Below are 20,679 nucleotides of genomic sequence, written 5' to 3' on the forward strand. Positions count from 1 at the left end.
TTTCTTTCTATAATCACAAGAAATTTTCCAATTGAAAAATACTGAGAAGACATTTAATTATAATATAATGATAAAGGAAATGAAAACAACAATCATCGGAATTATTCTATTCGTTTTTAGTGTGCAGGGATTATTTGCACAAACCGTAACGGAAAACTTCTCTGATGCTGAGAAGGAAATCATCCGGCTTTCTAAAGATAAATGGCAGTGGATGGCAGACAAAGATGTGGATAAGTTGTCAGCGCTTTTTCACGAGAAAGCCGAATTCGTACATATGGGTGGAAACTGGAATACCGAAAGGGAACTTCAAATCATCAAAAGCGGCGGCATTTGGTATAAAAAAGCTGACGTTCACAACGTATCCGTAAATATCATTGACAACACGGCCATTCTTTTAAACCGGATAGACTTGTTGGCCGTTGTCGGGGGAAATGAAGTAACTAATCCTTTTATAGTTACAGAAGTATATATTCAACAAAACGGAACCTGGAAACTGGGATCTCTTTCGTTTACCAGAGTGATGACTCGCGATAACAACTAAATGATTACAAACAACCATTACTATACAAGTATGAAGGCAATCGTATTATTTTTAGTTTTTGTACTGTGTTGCAGTTTCTCACCAGGAACTAACAATAATATTCCTGCGACTGTGCATGAACCAACTGTACGGATTCAGTCAGGAGTACTGCGCGGTACAACCGAAGATGGGGTTGACAGTTATAAAGGAATTCCGTACGCAGCTCCCCCTGTTGGCGAATTCCGATGGAGACCGCCTCAACCCGTAACACCATGGGAAGGAATAAGGGATGCAAGCAAATTTGGTCCCAATTGTGCACAAGCAGGATGGGAAACACCTCCGGGTACCATTGCGGAAGGCTCATCCGAAGATTGTCTATACCTGAATGTATGGGTACCTTCAGGTACTAAATCTGGGACAAAACTCCCTGTGATGGTTTGGATACACGGGGGCGGATTTGTAGGAGGCAGCGGTTCGGGAACCACCGGGAATCAATTTGCAAAACAGGGTGTTATCCTTATGACTTTCAATTACCGCCTCGGGCGTTTGGGGCATTTCGCATTCCCCGCATTAAGTGCCGAACATCCTGAAGAACCAAAAGGCAGCTATGCCTACATGGATCAGATTGCAGCGCTTAAATGGGTTCAGGATAATATTGCAGCTTTTGGCGGTGACCCTGAAAATGTCACGATTTTCGGTTTTTCGGCTGGAGGCGTATCCGTTCATTCATTGCTTACCATACCTGCTGCACGAGGACTTTTCCACAAAGCAATCAGTGAATCGGGCGGTGGTAGAGACGGCGTTTTAACCGGCAGGCCTATTAAGCAGGAAAATGCAGACCCTTTTTATACCGTTTCTGCAGAAACAATTGGAATAAATTTCGCGAAGAAGCATGGGATTGAAGGAACAGATGCCGCTGCATTAGCTAAACTTCGGGCACTTAAGGTGGAAGATATTGTTGACGGAGGTCAAGAAACAGACGGTCAAGGAGGCCCGCGGACATATTCGGGTCCGATTCTCGATGGCAAACTGGTTGTTGAAACAGCTGAAAGTGCTTACAATGCAGGAAGGCAGGCAAAAGTTCCGCTCATCATTGGAAATTGCAGTGCAGAAATCGGTGGTAGCTTTGTAAATAATAGCCACTCAAAGGAGGAACTATTTTCACTTTTTGGAGAATTGAAGAGCGAAGCCGAAGCTGCTTTCGATCCTGATGGTACTAAAGAATTTGCAGAAGTTATTACAACGTTCAACACCGATTGGGTCTGGGGTGAACCTGCCAGGATGGTGGCGAGGTCGTTTGCAGCCGAAAAAGAACCGGTTTACGTCTATCATTTTGACTATGTTTCTCCCGCGATGAGAGTACGAGCACGATACGGTGCCGGACACGGTTCAGAGGTAGGTTATGTATTTGATACGCTGAATGAACGTAGAGATGCTCTCGAACCGTCCCCGGAAGAAAAAGAATTATCAAGAATGATGAATACTTATTGGACAAATTTCGCCAAAACTGGCAATCCAAATGGCGAAAATCTGCCTGTTTGGCCTCTTTACAATACACAAAAAGAAGAAATATTGGACATTGAGCCTGATGGTAAACCTATCGGAAAGTTTGATCCACGTAAAGCGAGATTAGATGTGATTGAAAAAACGTCCCAAATAAGAGACCGTTTACAATCTCGCGGTATTTAACAGCAAACTATTTGTGTCGAAATGAAACAGGGAATGAAAGTTGGTAAATTAATCGGGTTAGTCGTCGTTTTAGGCTTTATATCATACCACATAAATGCCCAAACGGAAGTGAGTTCCGATGAATCTTTGACGGATAAGCAACAAAACCTTATTTCAATTGCTGCTCTAACTGCTAAAGGTGATCTTCAGGCATTAAAGCCTTTTCTTGATAAAGGACTCGACACAGGATTGACCATAAACCAAATAAAAGAAGCGATTGTTCATGTATATGCTTACTGCGGTTTTCCCCGAAGCATTCGTGGGTTGCAAACATTCATGGAAGTAGTGAATGAACGCAAGGCTAAAGGTATCACCGACTTTTTAGGTGCTACCGCAACGCCTGTCAATGATGAGCGAAGCAAATATGAAAGAGGCAGGGAAATTCTGGAAAAACTCACCGGAGTTCCGCAAAATATGCCACAAACGGGTTATTCGGCATTTGCACCGGAAATAGAAAGGTTTCTTAAGGAACATCTGTTTGCTGACATCTTTGAAAGAGATGTATTGACCTATGCCGAAAGGGAATTGGTGACCATTTCCGTCATAAGCAGCATCGGTAATGCGGAACCCATGCTCCGGTCTCACATGAAAATTTGCCTGAATGTAGGAATAACACCGGAACAGTTGGAGCAATTCATTAAGGTTATAAGGGCAACATTGGGCAAGAAAGAAGCGAAAGTTGCTCAAAAGGTGCTGAATGAAGTGTTATCCGTTTCATAAGAAAACAATCAAAAATTTAGGTTCTGATAATGAGAAAAATAATAATTATTCTAACACTTGCGTCATTTATATTCATCGGGTGCAATAACGAATCGAAAAAAGGGGCTAATCCGGGTGTCGAAGCCATGAACGAGGTATTTCTCAAAGGTAATCTGATTACGAACAATTATTTTACGGGAAAAGCCTGGCTGAATATGCTGGTTACAGACAAAGAAAATTTCGATCTGACAGCAGGAAAAGTTTTATTTGAACCGGGTGCGAGAACAAATTGGCATTCACATCCGGGTGGTCAGATACTGTTGTGCACAAAAGGGAACGGATATTATCAGGAAAAAGGAAAGTCAATTCGGCCGTTAAAAGCCGGAGATGTTGTAGAGATATACCCCGATATTATACATTGGCACGGGGCTTCACAAAATAGCGAGTTTGAACATATTGCCATTTCCACGCAACAAAGCAAAGGAAGTGTAGTGTGGATGGAGCCTGTGACAGATGAGGAGTATTCCGACAATGAAAAATAAAAACGGCGTAGAACTGTTTTTATCCTTTATTTTTTGGTAAGATGTTTACTTTTTTGAAAGTTGGTAGTCGATAGCCGGTTGCAGCATCTTTCATCTGCTGTTTTTTTCGTAGCGAATCTGTTTTGCCAACTCTAATGTCTCTTTGTTGGTCTGACGCTCAACGGTTGTTCGTGGATTTTTTAGTAAATACAAGTTCAATGACTCCTTTTTTCGACTTTTTCTCACCATTTCTTCGCCGGTATTCTCATTTACGGTTTTTACATATCCCATATAATATTCGAGATACAAACTGTATGTCCCATTTTTAAGCTCTTTCTGCATAAGCTTAGGGTTGTCGGGTGCATTCTTTTTTTTATTTACTTTGCAAATATAGAAATTAAATCTGGAATTCTGGGGTGCCCAGGGGGCGCCCAAACCGACAAAATATTTTTGTTAACTATTAAACTTATTCCGATATACTTCTGTTATAACATTTATATAACATTTTTTTATTCATTCCTTAAAAAATCGCAGAAATGAACAACCTGGAAACATCCTACATGGGAATACCATTAAGAAGTCCTGTCATTTTAGGAGCATCAGAACTTTCAACTAATAACGATACCCTGAAAAGAGCAGAAGATGCCGGAGTAGCAGCAATTGTGTATAAATCATTATTTGAAGAGCAGGTGCAGCTGGAGAACCTGCAGCATGATGAAATGCTTGAGGAGTATAATGATATACATGCAGAAATGATCACCTTGCATCCCGAAATAGAGAGATCAGAAATTGAGCACTTTTTGCATGTACTGCGTAAAGCAAAAGAGAGTGTTTCTGTTCCGGTGATTGCCAGTCTTAATGCTGTAAACAAGTCAACATGGATTAAATATGCGAAGTTAATAGAAGAGACAGGTGTTGATGGTATCGAGCTTAATCTTTACCAGACTCCTACACGTTTTGACCGTGATGGTGTGGCTATTGAAAGCTTTCAGGCAGATATTGTTTCGTCAGTAAAAGATAGGTTGTCTATACCTGTTGGAGTGAAATTAAGTTCTGATTACACTAATATTCTCAACTTTGCACAACAACTGGATGATGCAGGTGTTGATGGATTAGTCCTGTTTAATGCTTTCTTCCAGCCGGATATTGATATAGAAAAAGAGAAGCATCGCAAATCGTACAACTTTAGCAGAAGAGGGGATTATAAGAAATCGCTTCGATATGCAGGAATGCTTTATGGTCGAATAGCTGCAGATATTTGCAGTAGCCGCGGGATCTTCACTGGAGAGGATGTAATAAAACTGTTGCTTTCAGGAGCCTCTTGTGTGCAGGTAGTAAGTGCAGTATATAAGTATGGTACCGGTGTAATAACCGATATAAACAACACTATTTCCGGTTGGATGGAAAGGAAGGGATATAACAGAATAGATGATTTTAAGGGCAAATTATCTGACAGCGTGCTGAATAAGAACGACAGTGTGCTTATTTACAAAAGAGCCCAATATATCGATCTTATCCTGCACTCAGATACAATTTTCGGAGAGGAGCGTTTATGATTTTTTAATCCTGCTTAATTACTCACTCGTTGTCTATATTTTTTTGCTTTATATTAGCAGCCATCTTGATCCAGATATAGCCAAATATCATTGCAAGACATGAAGCTATTAATACTGAGAGCTTTGCGATATCCTGGTGTAATTTATTCTCAGGGAATGCCAGATTTGATACAAAAATTGACATTGTAAATCCTATACCTGCAAAGATAGTTACTCCAATGAGTACTATCCAGTTGATTTTTGTTGACAACCGTACGATTTTTAATTTTGTAAGCAGATATACTGCGAGAGATATGCCTAAGGGCTTTCCTACAACTAAGCCTAATATTATACCAATAGAGAGTGATGAAGCCAGACCCGCTATTGATGATGATGAAATAAGAATGCTTGTATTGGCTAGTGCAAAAATTGGAATGATAAGGTAGTTGACCGGGAAACTAATTCTCTTTTCAAATGCCGGCATTCTGTTAATTGGAAGGATGAAAGCGAGTATGACTCCCGCAAAAGATGCATGAATACCTGATCTGTAGGTGCAGTACCACATTGCCAAAGCCAGAATAATTGTGTAAATGTATGCAGAATTATTCTTTATGAATTTGTTTATAAAATAGATCACAATTGCTATACCCGCAACACCCAGTAGCCAGTATATATCTGGTGCAGAACCATAAAAGAATGCAATAATCAGAATTGCACATAGGTCATCTATAATTGCCAGTGCAACAATGAATACTTTCATTGAGTGTGAAACTGCTTTACCCAGCAGACTTAGCATCCCAATAGTAAAGGCTATATCTGTAGCAGCGGGAATTGCCCATCCACTTGTATAATCACTGTTTCTTGTAGCGATTATGAATATTAAAGATGGAAATACTACTCCAAATATGGCTGAGATTGCCGGTAACATAATTCTACCCGGAGTTGAAAGTTCCCCGTCAGTTATCTCCTTCTTTATGTCGAGTGCAACATGAAAGAAGAATAACGACATTAGTGCATCGTTGATAAAATGCACTATAGAGTGAGGAAGATGGAGTTTACCAAACAGAGGAATCTCAGAGTCCCAGAAATTGTAATAATGTACTCCAACTCCTTTCAGATTAGATAATATAAGTGATATAGCAGTGCAAATAAGCAGTAGTACACCTAACGTCCTGCTGTCATTTAATATGAGCTGAATTTTCGATCGCACTAATCCAACTGTTGAATTATCTGTAGCCATTAATGTTTAATGTAGGTTCTGTTTCTGTTTATTTCAATAGAAAGCTGAAGTCATCCTCATTTGATAACTCTTTGGGATCCTGGCCATATTTGAATATTCTGGCATTACGATTACCCATCAGTACAAGTTCATCCTCTTCAAGTAAAAGCATTGTACCTTCGCGTAAACCAACAACATATGTATCCTGGTTAATCTCGATAAATTCTTTAATTCTTACTTCTCGCGTCTCACCTCCATGGTTTGCAGGATTATCATCGAGATAATGTGGATTGATTTGAAATGGCACCAGCTTTAGAGTCTTGAATTTTAACGGTTCAACAATTGGCATATCGTTCGTTGTTCTAAGAGTAGGACAGGCAATATTTGAGCCTGCACTCCAGCCAATATATGGAGTTCCTTTTTTTACTTTTTTACGGATCACCTTCATCAACCCTTTCTCTTGAAGCATTTTCACAAGCTGCCAGGTATTGCCTCCGCCAACTACTATTGCATCGGCATTCTGTATTGCTTCAACAGGGTTAATAAAACGATGGATACTGGTGACATGATGACCAATTTCGGCAAAACGCTGATTTACTTTTTCTTCATACTCTTCATAGGAGAAGGTTACTGCAGCATAGGGTATAAAGATAGCATTCAGAGGCTTTTCCCCAAGAAATTCTTTTATGTACTCTTTTGGATATTCCAGATAACTTTCCCCGGGATTAGTTGAGTTACTGATTAATAGAAGTCTCATTTTACAGGTTTTTGTCAATTAAAACACAAATGTAATGAAAAATAGATAAAAAAAATTTTAAATAGGTCTGAATGGGCTAAATTTGTATTTTAATACTTATTAAAAAGCCTAAAATGAAAGATATTTTACGACAAATACGCACAGATCTGAGATTATCGATGAATGGGGTAGTATCTACCAGTATGAGAAATAAGGGTGTAAATTACAGAATGATCTTTGGGGTTGAAATACCGGTTATTAATAGGATCGCGCAGAAATACCAGTCTGATGCAGTTCTGGCGGAGCGACTCTGGGAAGAGGATGTGAGGGAGATGAAAATAATAGCAACTTTATTATATCCGGTTGATCAGTTCAGTAAGAATAAAGCTCTGGAATGGATCTCAGAGATTAAAGATCAGGAGCTGCGTGAGCAGGTATGTAAAAATATATTACAACGACTTCCCTATGCAGATGAGTTAGTTGTTACAACCATAAATAGCAAAGAAGATAATATTGTAACTACAGGGTTGTGGCTGTTTTCAAGATTATGTATAACTGGTTCGGAACTTGTGAATAAAATCGACTCTGGAATATTGATAAATTCAGCTATAGAGAATCTGGGATCAGAATCTATGCTCCTCAGACAATCAGCTCTGAACGCACTGAAATTTTATGGTCGTACCTCCAGGGACAGGTCTGAACTGATTCTGGCTAAAACAGCTTCATTTGAAAATTCAGATAATAATGTTGAAAAAGAAATGTTTGACCAACTAAAATTTGAATTCGGCTTCGAGGATTAAGTAGTCAGTTCTTGTAATTATGCTTTAAGAAGAACATAGCTATTAGGATATTCAGTATAAGAAATCCACCACTACCTGCAAGAAAGATACCTTTCCACTGGGGAAGTGTTATAAGAGATATAATTGAAGCTATGGCTATGATTGCAATAATTATCCATAGTACTTTTATTATTTTCTTTATTTTGCTCATTTTATTATCATTTATTCTGTTTGATTTTTTACCCAATTAGTAATATCAGATAAAACCTGTGGAGATATTGTTTGATCGATCTTTCCATATTCATCGGGCTGACCTGTTATACTTTCCTGAAACAGATGATTCAGCAAGGGGTATGATTTTGTTTCAACTTTATAATTACCACCTTTTTGAATATGATGCTTTATAGCTTCGAGATTTTTTAATGCAGGCACCTGAACATCATTCTCTCCATTAATTGCAAGTACAGGGCATGAAACAAGGCTTAAATAATCTTTAGGGTCAGTTGAAAGAAAGCTGCGATAACCGGGAGTTATCATAGCATTGAACTGAGCACGAAGATAAGGCTCTTTTTCCAACTTAAGCTTAATCAGAATAGGGAGTTGTTCCCATAAATATGAAAGTCTGTCACGAAGCGCTGTACGGTCATTTTCAGAGCCAGTCCAAACAAGTAAACTCTCAAAAATTTCTCTGTTTGTAAGCTGTAGTCTGTTAATGGTTTCCGGTTCAATTCCTTGATGTTTGAGCGAGTTCTCATTCTGATCAAGAACAATCTCAATACCTTTTGTACCGGGTGCAGCCAAAAGAACCATGAATTTCACATCACTGCTTTTTGATGCTACCATTGGGGCAATTATACCACCTTCACTATGCCCTAACATGCCTATCTTTGAACTGTCAATCTCTTTTCTGCTTTTCAGATACTCTAAAGCATTAGATGCATCAGTTACAAAGTCGCTGATAGTTGCCTTTGAATAGTCACCGGTTGACTTCCCAACACCTCTCTTGTCGTATCGTAACACCGCAAAACCATTACGTGTAAGATAGTCTGATAACAGATAAAAAGGTTTGTGACCGAAAATAGTTTCGTCTCTGTCATTTGGACCGCTGCCGGCTATTAGAATAATTGCAGGAAATATGCCTGTACTATCGGGAAGGGTTAAAGTTCCAGATAGTGAAACTTTGTTCTGACTTTTATCAGGTATAGTTACTTCTTCGGAAATATAAGGAAGAGGTTCAATAGGTGTTTGTGGTTTGTGTACAACCTCTTCGATAGTTTTTCTCAATGTAAGAGGAAATGGAATACCACCCTGATTAAATGTGCCGACAATTGAATCGTTTTCGAGAATACCTCTGTAAAAGATTCCAAGTCCTGAAGCAATTATTTCAAGTTTTTTATCAGATTCAGAATAGGTAGTTCTCGTTGTGGGTAATCCAAATGCACCCTGGTCGGGGCTATCAAAAGTGGAAATGAGTACAGAATCTTTCATAGAAACATTAAACACAAGACGTAGTGAAGTTTCCTGAATTTTTAGGCTGCCAGTCCAACTTCCAATAATTTCCTGAGAGTATAAGTTGCCTGTCAGCAAGAAAAGAAAAATGTAAAAAACTGCTTTATTCATGATGATATGGCTCATTATTTATAATAGTCATTGCCCTGTAGAGCTGTTCAGTAAATATCATTCTAACCATTTGATGAGTGAAAGTCATTTCTGAGAGCGATATCTTTTCATTGGCTATATTGTAAACACTCTTGGAAAAGCCGTATGGACCGCCAATTATAAAAACCAATCGTTTAGGAACTGTGTACATTTTCTTTTCAATATAATTTGCAAAACCGGATGAATTGAATTTTTTTCCTTTGTCGTCCAGTAAAACAATGTAATCGGTTAGTTCCAGTGCTTTTATAAGTTTATCACCTTCAAGATTTTTCTGCTCAACTTCAGAAATACTTTTTCTGTTCTTTATATCAGGGATATAAATGTCTTCAAAAGGGATATAGTAATTCAACCTTTTAACATACTCATCAATAATTTCTTTAAAAAGTCTGTTATCAGTTTTTCCTATAGAAAGTAGAGCTATTTTCATACTAATATTATCCCTAAACAATTAAAAACCATAGTTTAGTTACAAAAGTAGCCGATTATTTTGTATTTTTGTGCGAAATATTTTAGGAAATTTATAACAATAAGGGTATTTGGATGTTTAATGTGAAATACCCATAACTAATAGAACCCTTTAGGTGATGGAAGTAGAAAATTTAATTAATAGCTTATTGGAACTGGCTTTTGCTGAAGATATCGGTGATGGTGATCATACAACATTATGCAGCATACCCGCGTCGGAAGTTGGCAGTTCAAAGTTGTTAATAAAAGAAGAAGGTATTCTTGCAGGGGTAGATGTAGCAAAAGATGTCTTTCATAAATTTGACCCCGAATTAAAAGTTGAGGTTTTTATAGAGGATGGGGCTCATGTTAAGCCTGGTGATGTAGCTTTTGTTGTAACAGGTAAAGTGCAGTCGCTGCTGCAAACTGAGAGATTGGTCTTGAACCTAATGCAAAGAATGAGTGGGATTGCCACAATTACTAATAAATATGTGAAATTGCTGGAAGGGACTAAAACAAAAGTACTTGACACAAGAAAAACCACCCCCGGTTTGAGGATGCTGGAAAAGCAGGCAGTGAAAATTGGAGGAGGAGAAAACCACAGGATTGGTCTCTTCGACATGATCCTTTTAAAAGATAATCATGTTGATTTCGCCGGAGGCATAAAGAATGCAATTACCAGAGCGAAACAATATCTCAAAGAAAAGAACAAAGATCTAAAAATTGAGATAGAGGTAAGAAATTTTGAAGAACTCAACGAAGCTCTGAATGTTGGAGGTGTCGACAGGATAATGTTGGATAATTTTACAGTTAAAGATACTCGTAAGGCTGTAGAAATTGTTAATGGAAGAGTAGAGCTTGAATCGTCAGGAGGAATTACATTTGAAACTATTAGGGACTATGCTGTTACAGGTGTTGATTATGTCTCCGTAGGAGCTTTAACACATTCTGTCAAAAGTTTGGACATGAGTCTTAAAGCCGTATAATACAATAATGATAGAAAGCGAAAATAAACAGGAACTGCTTGATAAAAGATATATGCGAATGGCCTATATCTGGTCTGAAAATTCATACTGTAAACGTAGAAAAGTCGGAGCATTATTAGTTAAAGACAAAATGATAATCTCAGATGGTTACAATGGTACTCCATCCGGATTTGAGAACATTTGCGAAGACGAGGACAATAAAACAAAACCATATGTTTTACATGCTGAAGCTAATGCAATAACAAAAGTGGCCTGTTCTAACAATAGCAGCAAAGATGCAACTCTGTATGTTACATCTTCTCCATGTATAGAGTGTGCAAAACTGATTATCCAGGCAGGAATAAACAGAGTTGTTTATGCTGATGCATACAGGTTAAGTGATGGAGTCGATCTATTGAGAAGAGCAGGTATCGAACTCGTAAATGTAGAGCTGAACGGATAAAAAAGATAAAAGTATTAAATGGGTACAGAAAGAAGAAAAGGAATATGGTTGCCTCTATGGATTTCAATTGGAATAGCAATTGGTCTGTTTATAGGGAGTAAGTTCAGCATCTTCAATACTCCCGGAAATCTTGTTGGTTCCGGTAAGTTAGATGCTGTATTAAACTATATACATGAATCTTATGTGGATACAGTGAACACTTATCAACTTGTTGAGGATGCCTTGCCTAATATTATTCAGGAACTAGACCCACACTCTGAATATATCTCGGCAGCAGATATGAAAAGGGTAAATGAGTCTTTGGAAGGTCATTTTTCTGGTATTGGTGTTAGCTTTTATGTACTTAGAGATACTATAGTTGTAACCAGTATTGTACCCGGTGGTCCTTCTGAAGCAGCCGGAATAATGCCCTGGGACAGGATTGTTGCAGTTGATGATTCTGTTGTTGCAGGTAAGAAAATTCGTAATGAGCAGGTTCTGAAAGTATTGCGCGGGGAAAGAGGGACAGAAGTGAAGCTGGGTATAAAGAGAGCCGGGAATGATTTTATAGAAAATATAACTGTAACCCGTGGCGAGATACCTGTTAAGAGTGTTAATGCTGCATTTATGCTGTCTGATGAAATAGGTTATATAAAACTTGGTGTTAATTTCGGGTTTAACACATTTAGTGAATTTATATCTGCAATATCCAAGTTGAAAAGTATGGGCGCCAATTCGTTTATAATTGACCTCAGAGGTAATGCTGGGGGGTCACTTGAAGTTGTTGTGGCAATGGTGAACGAGTTTTTGCAGAAAGGTGATCTCATTGTATATACAGAAGGTAGAAATTTTCCGCGTACAGACAACTATGCAAATGGTTCGGGCACATGCAAAAATGATGATGTTGTAGTATTAATCGATGAATTGAGTGCTTCAGCGAGTGAAATATTTGCAGGAGCAATTCAGGATCATGACAGGGGATTGGTGATTGGAAGACGTTCGTTTGGAAAAGGACTTGTACAAAGTCAGAGAAATTTTCCTGACGGATCAGCTGTCAGACTAACTGTAGCGAGATATTATACAGCATCGGGAAGATCGATTCAAAGGACATATGAAAAGGGAAGATATGATGAGTATGAGATGGATGCCATAAACCGTTATATTCAAGGAGACTATGTGAATATTGACACTTTGAATAATCTTATCCCTTACGAAACTTTAGGTGGAAGAACCGTTTACGGTGGTGATGGAATTATGCCTGATATATTTATTCCAAGGGATACTACAGGTTACAATTCATACTATAATAGTGTTGTAAACAGGCGTTTAGATGAAGAGTATGCTATGGTCTATTCTGATATGAACAGAGAAAGGCTTAGCACTTTCAGTACATGGCAGGAGCTATACAGATATCTTAGACAGCAACCACTTTTATTAAACCTGGTTAGTTACGCTGATAATAATGGTATCAGACGCAGACCCTACTATATTCAGGAGTCGGGTGAATTATTTGAGACTAATTTATATGCATATATAATTAGAAACTTTTTTGGCGAAGAGGCTTTCTGGGCTGCTTATTACAGGGAAGATCCGCTTTTAAACAAAGGTATTGAACTTATTGAAACCGGTATGACTAAAAAGGTAAATATTTTAAATGAGCAGTTTAAATAAAAAAACTTTTACCTTTGCATTCCAATCGAGTTACTGATTTATAAAAATAATCTTTATGAGTAAGTTTATACAGAACTACCTATCACGCAGAGTCCTTTCCAGAACAGCAATTTTGGCACTTGATATTCTGATGATTGTTTTTTCATGCCTGTTTATGTATTTAGTAAGGTATGGATTCGATGGGCTTACAGCCGAAATAAGAAGTGACGGAACAACAGTTGGGTTATTCTTAATTATCTTCAATATTATATCTTTTGTTTCCTTACGTACATTTAGTGGTATTTTAAGGTTCTCTTCTTTTACAGATTTATTGAGGATAGTTTATGCACTTGTATTAGGATATGTATTGACTTTTATTGCTATAGTTATTATAAGGAAATCAAATCCTCTGTTTCATCTTGACAATCTTACATATATATCAATATATTTCCTGAATACATTTTTAATGATATTCTCACGTATATTGGTTAAAGAGGTTTATGAAACCATTACCGGTAGTGATATGAAGCCTGTAAATGTATTCATATATGGAACAAAAGAAGCCGGTATAAGTGTTGCTAAAGCTATCAAGGGTAATAATGAATTTAACTATCGTGTGCTGGGTTTTATATCTGATGAAAGCCATATGATAGGGAAGGAACTCATGGGTGTTACTATTTATGAGAATAATCAGGATATTTTCAGGATTTTAGTAAGTAAGAATGTACATACTATTATTGTGTCTCCTCAAAAAATGGAGGAGATAAAGAATTCGGCATTACTTGCAAATTTTGTGGATCATGACATCTCACTGTTAACAACAGTACCTATTAACGAATGGAACGGTTCGTTGAAGAGCAAGGAACAATTAAAGGATATACAAATTGAGGATTTGTTACCACGTGATCCTATTAGGATTAATATGATAAAGATTGCCTCAAATATCGAAGGCAAAAGGGTAATGGTAACCGGCGCAGGAGGCTCAATTGGTAGCGAGATTGTTAGGCAGGTTGCTTCTTTTAATCCAAACAGTATTATTTTAATTGACCAGGCTGAAACACCTCTGCACAATCTGAAGCTTGAGTTAAAAGAAAAATGGAGAGATCTGAGAACAGAAATATTGGTTGCAAATGTAAGCAACCAATCGAGAATGGATAAGATATTTTCGAAGACCAGACCTCAATATATTTTTCATGCAGCTGATTACAAACATGTCCCAATGATGGAGGTGAATGTGTCTGAAGCGATACAAACAAATGTTTTAGGAACAAAAATTGTTGCTGACCTGTCTGTGAAATATAACGCCAATAAGTTTGTAATGGTTTCTACAGATAAAGCAGTTAATCCATCTAATGTGATGGGCTGTTCAAAAAGGATCTGTGAAATATATGTTCAGTCACTAGCAAAAAAAATAGAAAAGAGTGGAGAAAAATCCACGCAATTTATTACTACACGTTTTGGAAATGTGTTAGGATCAAATGGTTCGGTTATACCTCTTTTCAAGGATCAGATAAAACATGGGGGACCTGTTACCGTAACCCACCCGGAAATTATAAGGTATTTTATGACTATTCCTGAAGCATGCCAGTTAGTGCTTGAAGCAGGAGCAATGGGAAAGGGTGGAGAGATATTTATTTTTGATATGGGTAAACCAGTTAAGATTCTTGATCTTGCAAAGAGAATGATTCGTCTGTCAGGCTCAAAAAATATCAAAATTGAATTTACAGGCTTGCGTAATGGAGAGAAGCTTTATGAAGAGCTTTTGAACCATGCTGAATATACTAAGCCTACACATCATGAAAAAATAATGATTGCAAACGTTCGTGAATATGAGTATGACGAAATTTCTCGAATGATTGATTCGTTAATCAAGGTTTCATATGAATATGATGATATGAGAACCGTTAGAAAAATGAAGGAGATTGTTCCTGAGTTTCAGAGCATAAATTCACCGTTTGAAGCAGTAGACAGAGTTTTGGAGAAGGTTTCTAAAGAAACTCTATAATTCTCCTTGCATATCACAAAGTTTAGTGTAGTATCCACCTAGTTTGTATAGGGAGTCATGCTTGCCCTGTTCTACTATTTCGCCATCTTTCATCACATAAATGGTATCTGCATTTCTAATAGTAGATAGACGGTGAGCAATAATAATAGTAGTACGATCCTTCATAAGTTTATCAAGAGCTTCCTGTACCAGACGTTCGGAGTCAGTATCCAATGCAGAAGTAGCTTCATCAAAGATTAGTATTTCAGGGTTCTTCAGAATTGCTCTGGCAATACTAATTCTTTGTCTTTGACCACCGGAAAGTTTTCCACCCCTGTCACCAATATTTGTGTTGTATCCATCTTCGGTGGCCATTATGAACTCATGTGCATTTGCAATTTTTGCAGCTTCAATTACTCTGCTTTCAGATACATCTTTCATTCCAAAAGCTATATTATTATATATAGTATCATTAAATAGAATAGGATCTTGATTAACATTTCCCATTAGGGATCTTAGTTCATGAATTTTCACGTCTCTTATATCTACTCCATCAATATATATACCACCTTCCTGAATATCGTAGAATCTGGGAAGAAGATCTGCTAATGTTGATTTTCCTGATCCGGACTGACCAACAAGGGCTATAGTTTTACCTTTTTCTATTGTGAGGTTCACTCCTTTAATAACCCAATCATTAATATATTTAAACCAAACACCTTTATACTCAATTTTTGAATTGAAGTTTATATCTACAGGCTTTTCAGGATCTGTAATAGGATTTTTTGCATCTAAAATCTTATCAATCCTTTCCATTGAGGCTAATCCACGCTGAACAGCATATGCTGATTTAGAAAATTCTTTAGCTGGATTTATTATACTATAAAATATTGTGAGGTAATAAATAAATGTTGCTGCATCTATTGCACTATTATTCCCTAATATCAGAGATCCTCCAAACCAAAGTACAATTGCAATTGTTATGGTGCCCAAAAGCTCACTCATTGGGTGTGCCAGCTGCTGTCTTCGTGAGATTCTGTTTGACATCCTCCTGAATTCATTACTGCCGTTGTGAAATCTTTTAGAGATTTTATTTTCCGCAACAAATGCCTTTATTACTCTGAGTCCACTTAAAGTCTCTTCTACCTGTGACATTAGTTCTCCCCATTTGTTTTGTGCCTCGAAAGAGGTTCTTTTAAGGGTTCTTCCTACACGTCCCATTATAAAACCCATTATCGGAAGAACCAAAAGTACAAAAAGAGTCAGCTGCCAACTTAATACTGTCATCGTGGTAAGATATATTAGTATTAATATTGGGTTTTTGAATAACATATCAAGTGAACTCATTACTGAATTCTCTACTTCATTGACATCACCCGAAATTCTTGACAGAATATCACCCTTTCTCTCTTCTGAGAAAAAAGCCAGAGGCAACGAAAGAATCTTATCATTAATATTGTTTCTGATGTCTTTTACAACACCTGTTCTTATTGGTATTATAAAATAGGATCCCAGATATGCTGAGGCTGTTTTAAGGAGTGTCATTATTATTAATGTGACTGCAAGCAACATTAATGTATAGCTGCTACCATTTGTTTCGATCAGCTGGGTTATATACCAGTTCACATTATTAAGTGTAATATCGATTATTGAATATTCGGTACCTTTCCAGGGTATAAACTCAAATGTTTGTTTATTCACTTTAAATAATACCTGAAGAATAGGAATTATTGTGGCAAGAGAAAATACATTCAGTATTGCGGTTAGAATATTAAAGAAAAATGCAAGAAACAGATGTTTCTTATATGGTGGTAAAAATCTTTTTAAGATAAGTATAATACCCTTCATTGAAAATTTAGTTTGTTGTTGAGAAAAATTGGTTTGTTAAATCGGGCGCAAGTTACACATAAAATATGATTTTCTTATAGGCAATTTCTGCTCGTTTATGATGAAAAGCATCAGTTTTGAACAGACGTGTTAGAATCATTTTTTTGGAGTTTAGACCTTACTGACCAAATTGGTCAAAAAAAGTCGAATTTTTCTTTTTTCGTTATTTACGTGAATATCATATCTTTGTGCTCAGAGAGGAAAAAAAAAGTGAAGTTTTTTTGAAAATTAATTGCAAATATGTTTGGATGGTAAATAAACTCTCCATATCTTTGCACCCGCTTTTGAAAGGAACACCACCTGATAAGCGAAACGATAAGCGATCTTTAAAAAATTTACATACATTTTTTTTGACAAGCAAGTACAAGAGATATAATATTAAGATTATATTGAGGTACCCGTTCAATAGAATTTAAAAGGATATAAATCGTGAATCCGGGGGCAGTATAGAGGGATTGAAAAAGAACTTTTTTCGTTATCTTTTTGGTTATTTCCTAACCCTTATTTTTTTTAAGTCTGTCATATTTTATGGTCATATCAATCATAAGCTATCAGATTTGGGAAGTTTCAAGGATATAAAAATAACAAATTTACAACGAAGAGTTTGATCCTGGCTCAGGATGAACGCTAGCGATAGGCCTAACACATGCAAGTCGAGGGGCAGCACATGAAGTAGCAATACAGATGGTGGCGACCGGCGCACGGGTGAGTAACACGTATGCAACCTACCTTCCACAGGAGAATAACCCGTTGAAAAACGGACTAATACTCCATAATACAGGGGTCCCGCATGGGAATATTTGTTAAAGATTTTTTTCGGTAGAAGATGGGCATGCGTTCCATTAGCTAGTTGGTTGAGGTAACGGCTCACCAAGGCAACGATGGATAGGGGAACTGAGAGGTTTATCCCCCACACTGGTACTGAGACACGGACCAGACTCCTACGGGAGGCAGCAGTGAGGAATATTGGTCAATGGAGGCAACTCTGAACCAGCCACGTCGCGTGAAGGATGACGGCCCTACGGGTTGTAAACTTCTTTTATACAGGAATAAAGTGAGTCACGTGTGACTTTTTGCATGTACTGTATGAATAAGGATCGGCTAACTCCGTGCCAGCAGCCGCGGTAATACGGAGGATCCAAGCGTTATCCGGATTTATTGGGTTTAAAGGGTGCGCAGGCGGAAGATTAAGTCGGCGGTGAAATTTTGCAGCTCAACTGTAAAAGTGCCATCGATACTGGTTTTCTTGAGTGTGGATGAAGTAGGCGGAATTTGTGGTGTAGCGGTGAAATGCATAGATATCACGAGGAACTCCGATTGCGCAGGCAGCTTACTAGGCCATAACTGACGCTCAGGCACGAAGGCGTGGGGATCAAACAGGATTAGATACCCTGGTAGTCCACGCAGTAAACGATGATTACTCGCTGTTTGCGATACACAGTAAGCGGCTTAGCGAAAGCGTTAAGTAATCCACCTGGGGAGTACGTTCGCAAGAATGAAACTCAAAGGAATTGACGGGGGCCCGCACAAGCGGAGGAACATGTGGTTTAATTCGATGATACGCGAGGAACCTTACCCGGGCTTGAAATGCATCTGACAGGAGCAGAGACGCTCTCTCCCTTCGGGGCAGATGTGTAGGTGCTGCATGGTTGTCGTCAGCTCGTGCCGTGAGGTGTCGGCTTAAGTGCCATAACGAGCGCAACCCTCATCATTAGTTACCATCAGGTTAAGCTGGGGACTCTAATGAGACTGCCATCGTAAGATGTGAGGAAGGTGGGGATGACGTCAAATCAGCACGGCCCTTACGTCCGGGGCGACACACGTGTTACAATGGATGGTACAAAGGGCAGCTACATGGCGACATGATGCTAATCTCCAAAACCATTCTCAGTTCGGATCGAAGTCTGCAACTCGACTTCGTGAAGCTGGATTCGCTAGTAATCGCGCATCAGCCACGGCGCGGTGAATACGTTCCCGGGCCTTGTACACACCGCCCGTCAAGCCATGGAAGCCGGGGGTACCTGAAGTTCGTAACCGTCAAAGGAGCGACCTAGGGTAAAACTGGTGACTGGGGCTAAGTCGTAACAAGGTAGCCGTACCGGAAGGTGCGGCTGGAACACCTCCTTTCTGGAGAAACTTTTTCCCTTACCTGTTATGATCTGCTCTATGGTTATAAAGACAGAGATAAGAATAATTGGGTAAAACATCAGGGATGTGCCTTTAAGAAAGATATGAAGATTAGTTTTTTAATATCATTTTTATGCGGGCCTTCCGGAGCACACGGTTTTATTTTATTCTTTTACAGTCTGTTGAAGGGGTATTTCGGTATAACTGGATATAAAGGCTTTATCTTGCTTGGGGAGATATAAAAAAAAAGAGTGTATGTATAATTGATAAGCCATCTTAAAAGTTAAGTGACATCCCGTTTTTTTAGATGTTTTAGGCAAAATGAATAGAAGAGGGATGCCGACAGCGAACCAGCCAGTCCTATAGCTCAGTTGGTTAGAGCGCTACACTGATAATGTAGAGGTCGGCAGTTCAACTCTGCCTGGGACTACTAAAACAAGAGTGTTTAAGAATAAAACGGGGGATTAGCTCAGCTGGCTAGAGCACCTGCCTTGCACGCAGGGGGTCAACGGTTCGAATCCGTTATTCTCCACCCGGTAAAGATGGAAGAAAAGGTTTAACGAGCGAGTTAAGTCTTAAAAAAAAAGAAGTATTTAAAAAAGAATATGTTTGAAAGCCCGTTTGGGGGCAACAGCGAGTGATAAATGAATCTCGCTTTACGGTTCGAGACCGTCTCAGGCAGCTATCGAATGCTGGTTTTATATTATAAAGCCTGTTTTTCGAAGAGATCTTTGACATGATGAAGTAAAAACAAGAGCAAATACAAATAACAACTAATAAAGAGTTCATTTAAAAGAACAAAAGACGCTGGTATTTATCAGACCCGGTATGTTTGTATGTTCAATTTATTGGATATATGATCATCATCCGGTCGGCGAAAAGAAAGTGAATAAGGGCACATGGGGGATGCCTAGGCTCTGGAAGGCGAAGAAGGACGTGATAAGCTGCGATAAGCTGCGGGGATTGGCAAATACGAATCGATCCGCAGATTTCCGAATGGGGCAACCCGATATGATAGTATCGTATCATTCCGTTATAAGCGGAAGGCAAACGTGGGGAACTGAAACATCTAAGTACCCATAGGAGGAGAAAACAAATAGTGATTCCCGGAGTAGTGGCGAGCGAAACGGGAGAAGCCCAAACCGGTATTGTTTCGGCAGTATCGGGGTTGTAGGACTGAGACATGGCAAGACAAAAGTGAAGTGGAAGCATCTGGAAAGTTGCATCATAGAGGGTGAAAATCCCGTACACGACTCATTTTTTAAGCCTATCAGTATCCTGAGTAGCGCGGGGCACGAGAAATCTTGCGTGAATCCGGCGGGACCATCCGCCAAGGCTAAATACTCTCCAGAGACCGATAGTGAACCAGTACCGTGAGGGAAAGGTGAAAAGAACCTCGAACAGAGGAGTGAAATAGACCCTGAAACCATGTGCTTACAAGCGGTCGGAGTCCCCTTGAGGGATGACGGCGTGCCTTTTGCATAATGAACCTACGAGTTACTCTTGCCTGGCAAGGTTAAGTATCTAAGGTACCGAGCCGCAGCGAAAGCGAGTCTTAATAGGGCGTATAGTCAGCAGGAGTAGACGCGAAACCAAGTGATCTACCCTTGAGCAGGTTGAAGTTTTGGTAACACAAAATGGAGGACCGAACCGGTAAACGTTGAAAAGTTTTCGGATGACTTGAGGGTAGGGGTGAAAGGCTAATCAAACTTGGAGATAGCTCGTACTCCCCGAAATGCATTTAGGTGCAGCCTCGGATAATGAGCTTACATGAGGTAGAGCTA

General features: G+C 38.7%; 17 protein-coding genes, 2 tRNA genes and 2 rRNA genes (1 of these 21 cut by a window edge). 14 read left to right on the forward strand and 7 right to left on the reverse strand.

Annotated elements, in window-relative coordinates; all coding sequences use genetic code 11:
- Nucleotides 1–79: 79 nt before the first annotated feature.
- From BN1354_RS11680 to BN1354_RS11695, 4 genes are all read left to right on the forward strand, one after another.
- Complete coding sequence (locus BN1354_RS11680; RefSeq protein ID WP_045090995.1) at nucleotides 80–541, forward strand: nuclear transport factor 2 family protein; 462 nt, start codon at nucleotides 80–82, stop codon at nucleotides 539–541.
- Nucleotides 542–2,209 carry a carboxylesterase/lipase family protein gene (locus BN1354_RS11685; RefSeq protein ID WP_231623115.1) on the forward strand — a complete coding sequence of 556 codons (1,668 nt, stop codon included), beginning with the start codon at nucleotides 542–544 and terminating at the stop codon, nucleotides 2,207–2,209.
- 108 nt (nucleotides 2,210–2,317) lie between these two features.
- Entirely contained in the window at nucleotides 2,318–2,968 is a 651-nt protein-coding gene (locus BN1354_RS11690) for a carboxymuconolactone decarboxylase family protein (RefSeq protein WP_231623116.1), read from the forward strand.
- Between the two features lie 29 nt (nucleotides 2,969–2,997).
- The gene (locus BN1354_RS11695) at nucleotides 2,998–3,489 is read left to right on the forward strand and encodes a (R)-mandelonitrile lyase (protein WP_082057402.1); all 492 of its coding nucleotides are present in this window, start codon (nucleotides 2,998–3,000) and stop codon (nucleotides 3,487–3,489) included.
- A 90-nt stretch (nucleotides 3,490–3,579) separates the two neighbouring features.
- On the opposite strand, the gene BN1354_RS11700 is transcribed toward BN1354_RS11695, so the two are convergent.
- A complete protein-coding gene (locus BN1354_RS11700) occupies nucleotides 3,580–3,810 on the reverse strand; it encodes a hypothetical protein (RefSeq protein WP_082057439.1) in 231 nt (76 codons plus the stop codon).
- Nucleotides 3,811–4,004: 194 nt separating this feature from the next.
- Here BN1354_RS11700 and BN1354_RS11705 point away from each other — a divergent pair, with 194 nt between their 5' ends.
- Nucleotides 4,005–5,024 (forward strand): dihydroorotate dehydrogenase-like protein, encoded by a 1,020-nt coding sequence (locus tag BN1354_RS11705; RefSeq protein WP_053827204.1) that lies wholly within the window; start codon nucleotides 4,005–4,007, stop codon nucleotides 5,022–5,024.
- Between the two features lie 22 nt (nucleotides 5,025–5,046).
- On the opposite strand, the gene nhaA is transcribed toward BN1354_RS11705, so the two are convergent.
- Together nhaA and pepE are read right to left on the reverse strand one after the other, a co-directional pair.
- Complete coding sequence (gene nhaA, locus BN1354_RS11710; RefSeq protein WP_053827205.1) at nucleotides 5,047–6,243, reverse strand: Na+/H+ antiporter NhaA; 1,197 nt, start codon at nucleotides 6,241–6,243, stop codon at nucleotides 5,047–5,049.
- 28 nt (nucleotides 6,244–6,271) lie between these two features.
- Nucleotides 6,272–6,979: a dipeptidase PepE gene (gene pepE, locus BN1354_RS11715; protein ID WP_045090333.1), complete on the reverse strand. Its 708-nt coding sequence runs from the start codon at nucleotides 6,977–6,979 to the stop codon at nucleotides 6,272–6,274.
- Between the two features lie 113 nt (nucleotides 6,980–7,092).
- On the opposite strand from pepE, the gene BN1354_RS11720 reads away from it, so the two are divergent.
- Nucleotides 7,093–7,758 (forward strand): DNA alkylation repair protein, encoded by a 666-nt coding sequence (locus BN1354_RS11720; RefSeq protein ID WP_053827206.1) that lies wholly within the window; start codon nucleotides 7,093–7,095, stop codon nucleotides 7,756–7,758.
- A 4-nt stretch (nucleotides 7,759–7,762) separates the two neighbouring features.
- Here BN1354_RS11720 and BN1354_RS11725 read toward each other — a convergent pair whose 3' ends face one another.
- The 3 genes from BN1354_RS11725 to rlmH are packed head-to-tail and all read right to left on the reverse strand — an operon-like array spanning nucleotide 7,763 to nucleotide 9,823.
- Nucleotides 7,763–7,948: a hypothetical protein gene (locus BN1354_RS11725; RefSeq protein WP_154904862.1), complete on the reverse strand. Its 186-nt coding sequence runs from the start codon at nucleotides 7,946–7,948 to the stop codon at nucleotides 7,763–7,765.
- 11 nt (nucleotides 7,949–7,959) lie between these two features.
- Nucleotides 7,960–9,357 carry an alpha/beta hydrolase family protein gene (locus tag BN1354_RS11730; protein WP_053827208.1) on the reverse strand — a complete coding sequence of 466 codons (1,398 nt, stop codon included), beginning with the start codon at nucleotides 9,355–9,357 and terminating at the stop codon, nucleotides 7,960–7,962.
- A complete protein-coding gene (gene rlmH, locus BN1354_RS11735) occupies nucleotides 9,350–9,823 on the reverse strand; it encodes a 23S rRNA (pseudouridine(1915)-N(3))-methyltransferase RlmH (protein ID WP_053827209.1) in 474 nt (157 codons plus the stop codon). Before rlmH ends, BN1354_RS11730 begins: the two co-directional genes overlap by 8 nt.
- 157 nt (nucleotides 9,824–9,980) lie before the next feature.
- Here rlmH and nadC point away from each other — a divergent pair, with 157 nt between their 5' ends.
- The 4 genes from nadC to BN1354_RS11755 are packed head-to-tail and all read left to right on the forward strand — an operon-like array spanning nucleotide 9,981 to nucleotide 14,902.
- Complete coding sequence (gene nadC, locus BN1354_RS11740; protein ID WP_053827210.1) at nucleotides 9,981–10,826, forward strand: carboxylating nicotinate-nucleotide diphosphorylase; 846 nt, start codon at nucleotides 9,981–9,983, stop codon at nucleotides 10,824–10,826.
- Nucleotides 10,827–10,836: 10 nt separating this feature from the next.
- Nucleotides 10,837–11,268 (forward strand): deoxycytidylate deaminase, encoded by a 432-nt coding sequence (locus BN1354_RS11745; protein ID WP_154904875.1) that lies wholly within the window; start codon nucleotides 10,837–10,839, stop codon nucleotides 11,266–11,268.
- Nucleotides 11,269–11,286: 18 nt separating this feature from the next.
- Complete coding sequence (locus BN1354_RS11750; protein WP_045090326.1) at nucleotides 11,287–12,918, forward strand: S41 family peptidase; 1,632 nt, start codon at nucleotides 11,287–11,289, stop codon at nucleotides 12,916–12,918.
- Between the two features lie 55 nt (nucleotides 12,919–12,973).
- Nucleotides 12,974–14,902, forward strand: a complete 1,929-nt coding sequence (locus BN1354_RS11755; RefSeq protein ID WP_053827211.1) for a polysaccharide biosynthesis protein — start codon at nucleotides 12,974–12,976, stop codon at nucleotides 14,900–14,902.
- Here the strand turns inward: BN1354_RS11755 and BN1354_RS11760 are convergent.
- Nucleotides 14,897–16,729: an ABC transporter ATP-binding protein gene (locus BN1354_RS11760; RefSeq protein WP_053827212.1), complete on the reverse strand. Its 1,833-nt coding sequence runs from the start codon at nucleotides 16,727–16,729 to the stop codon at nucleotides 14,897–14,899. The genes BN1354_RS11755 and BN1354_RS11760 overlap by 6 nt on opposite strands.
- 631 nt (nucleotides 16,730–17,360) lie before the next feature.
- On the opposite strand from BN1354_RS11760, the gene BN1354_RS11765 reads away from it, so the two are divergent.
- The 4 genes from BN1354_RS11765 to BN1354_RS11780 all read left to right on the forward strand — a co-directional run.
- Nucleotides 17,361–18,895: ribosomal RNA gene (locus tag BN1354_RS11765) — 16S ribosomal RNA — on the forward strand.
- Between the two features lie 356 nt (nucleotides 18,896–19,251).
- Nucleotides 19,252–19,325: transfer RNA gene (locus tag BN1354_RS11770), tRNA-Ile, on the forward strand.
- Nucleotides 19,326–19,353: 28 nt separating this feature from the next.
- Nucleotides 19,354–19,427, forward strand: a tRNA-Ala gene (locus BN1354_RS11775).
- Between the two features lie 347 nt (nucleotides 19,428–19,774).
- A 23S ribosomal RNA gene (locus tag BN1354_RS11780) occupies nucleotides 19,775–20,679 on the forward strand (it continues 1,992 nt past the right edge of the window).
- Together the 16S and 23S rRNA genes with 2 tRNA genes alongside form the textbook arrangement of a ribosomal RNA operon.

The sequence above is a fragment of the Lascolabacillus massiliensis genome, assembly GCF_001282625.1.
Classification (GTDB): Bacteria; Bacteroidota; Bacteroidia; order Bacteroidales; family Dysgonomonadaceae; genus Proteiniphilum; species Proteiniphilum massiliensis.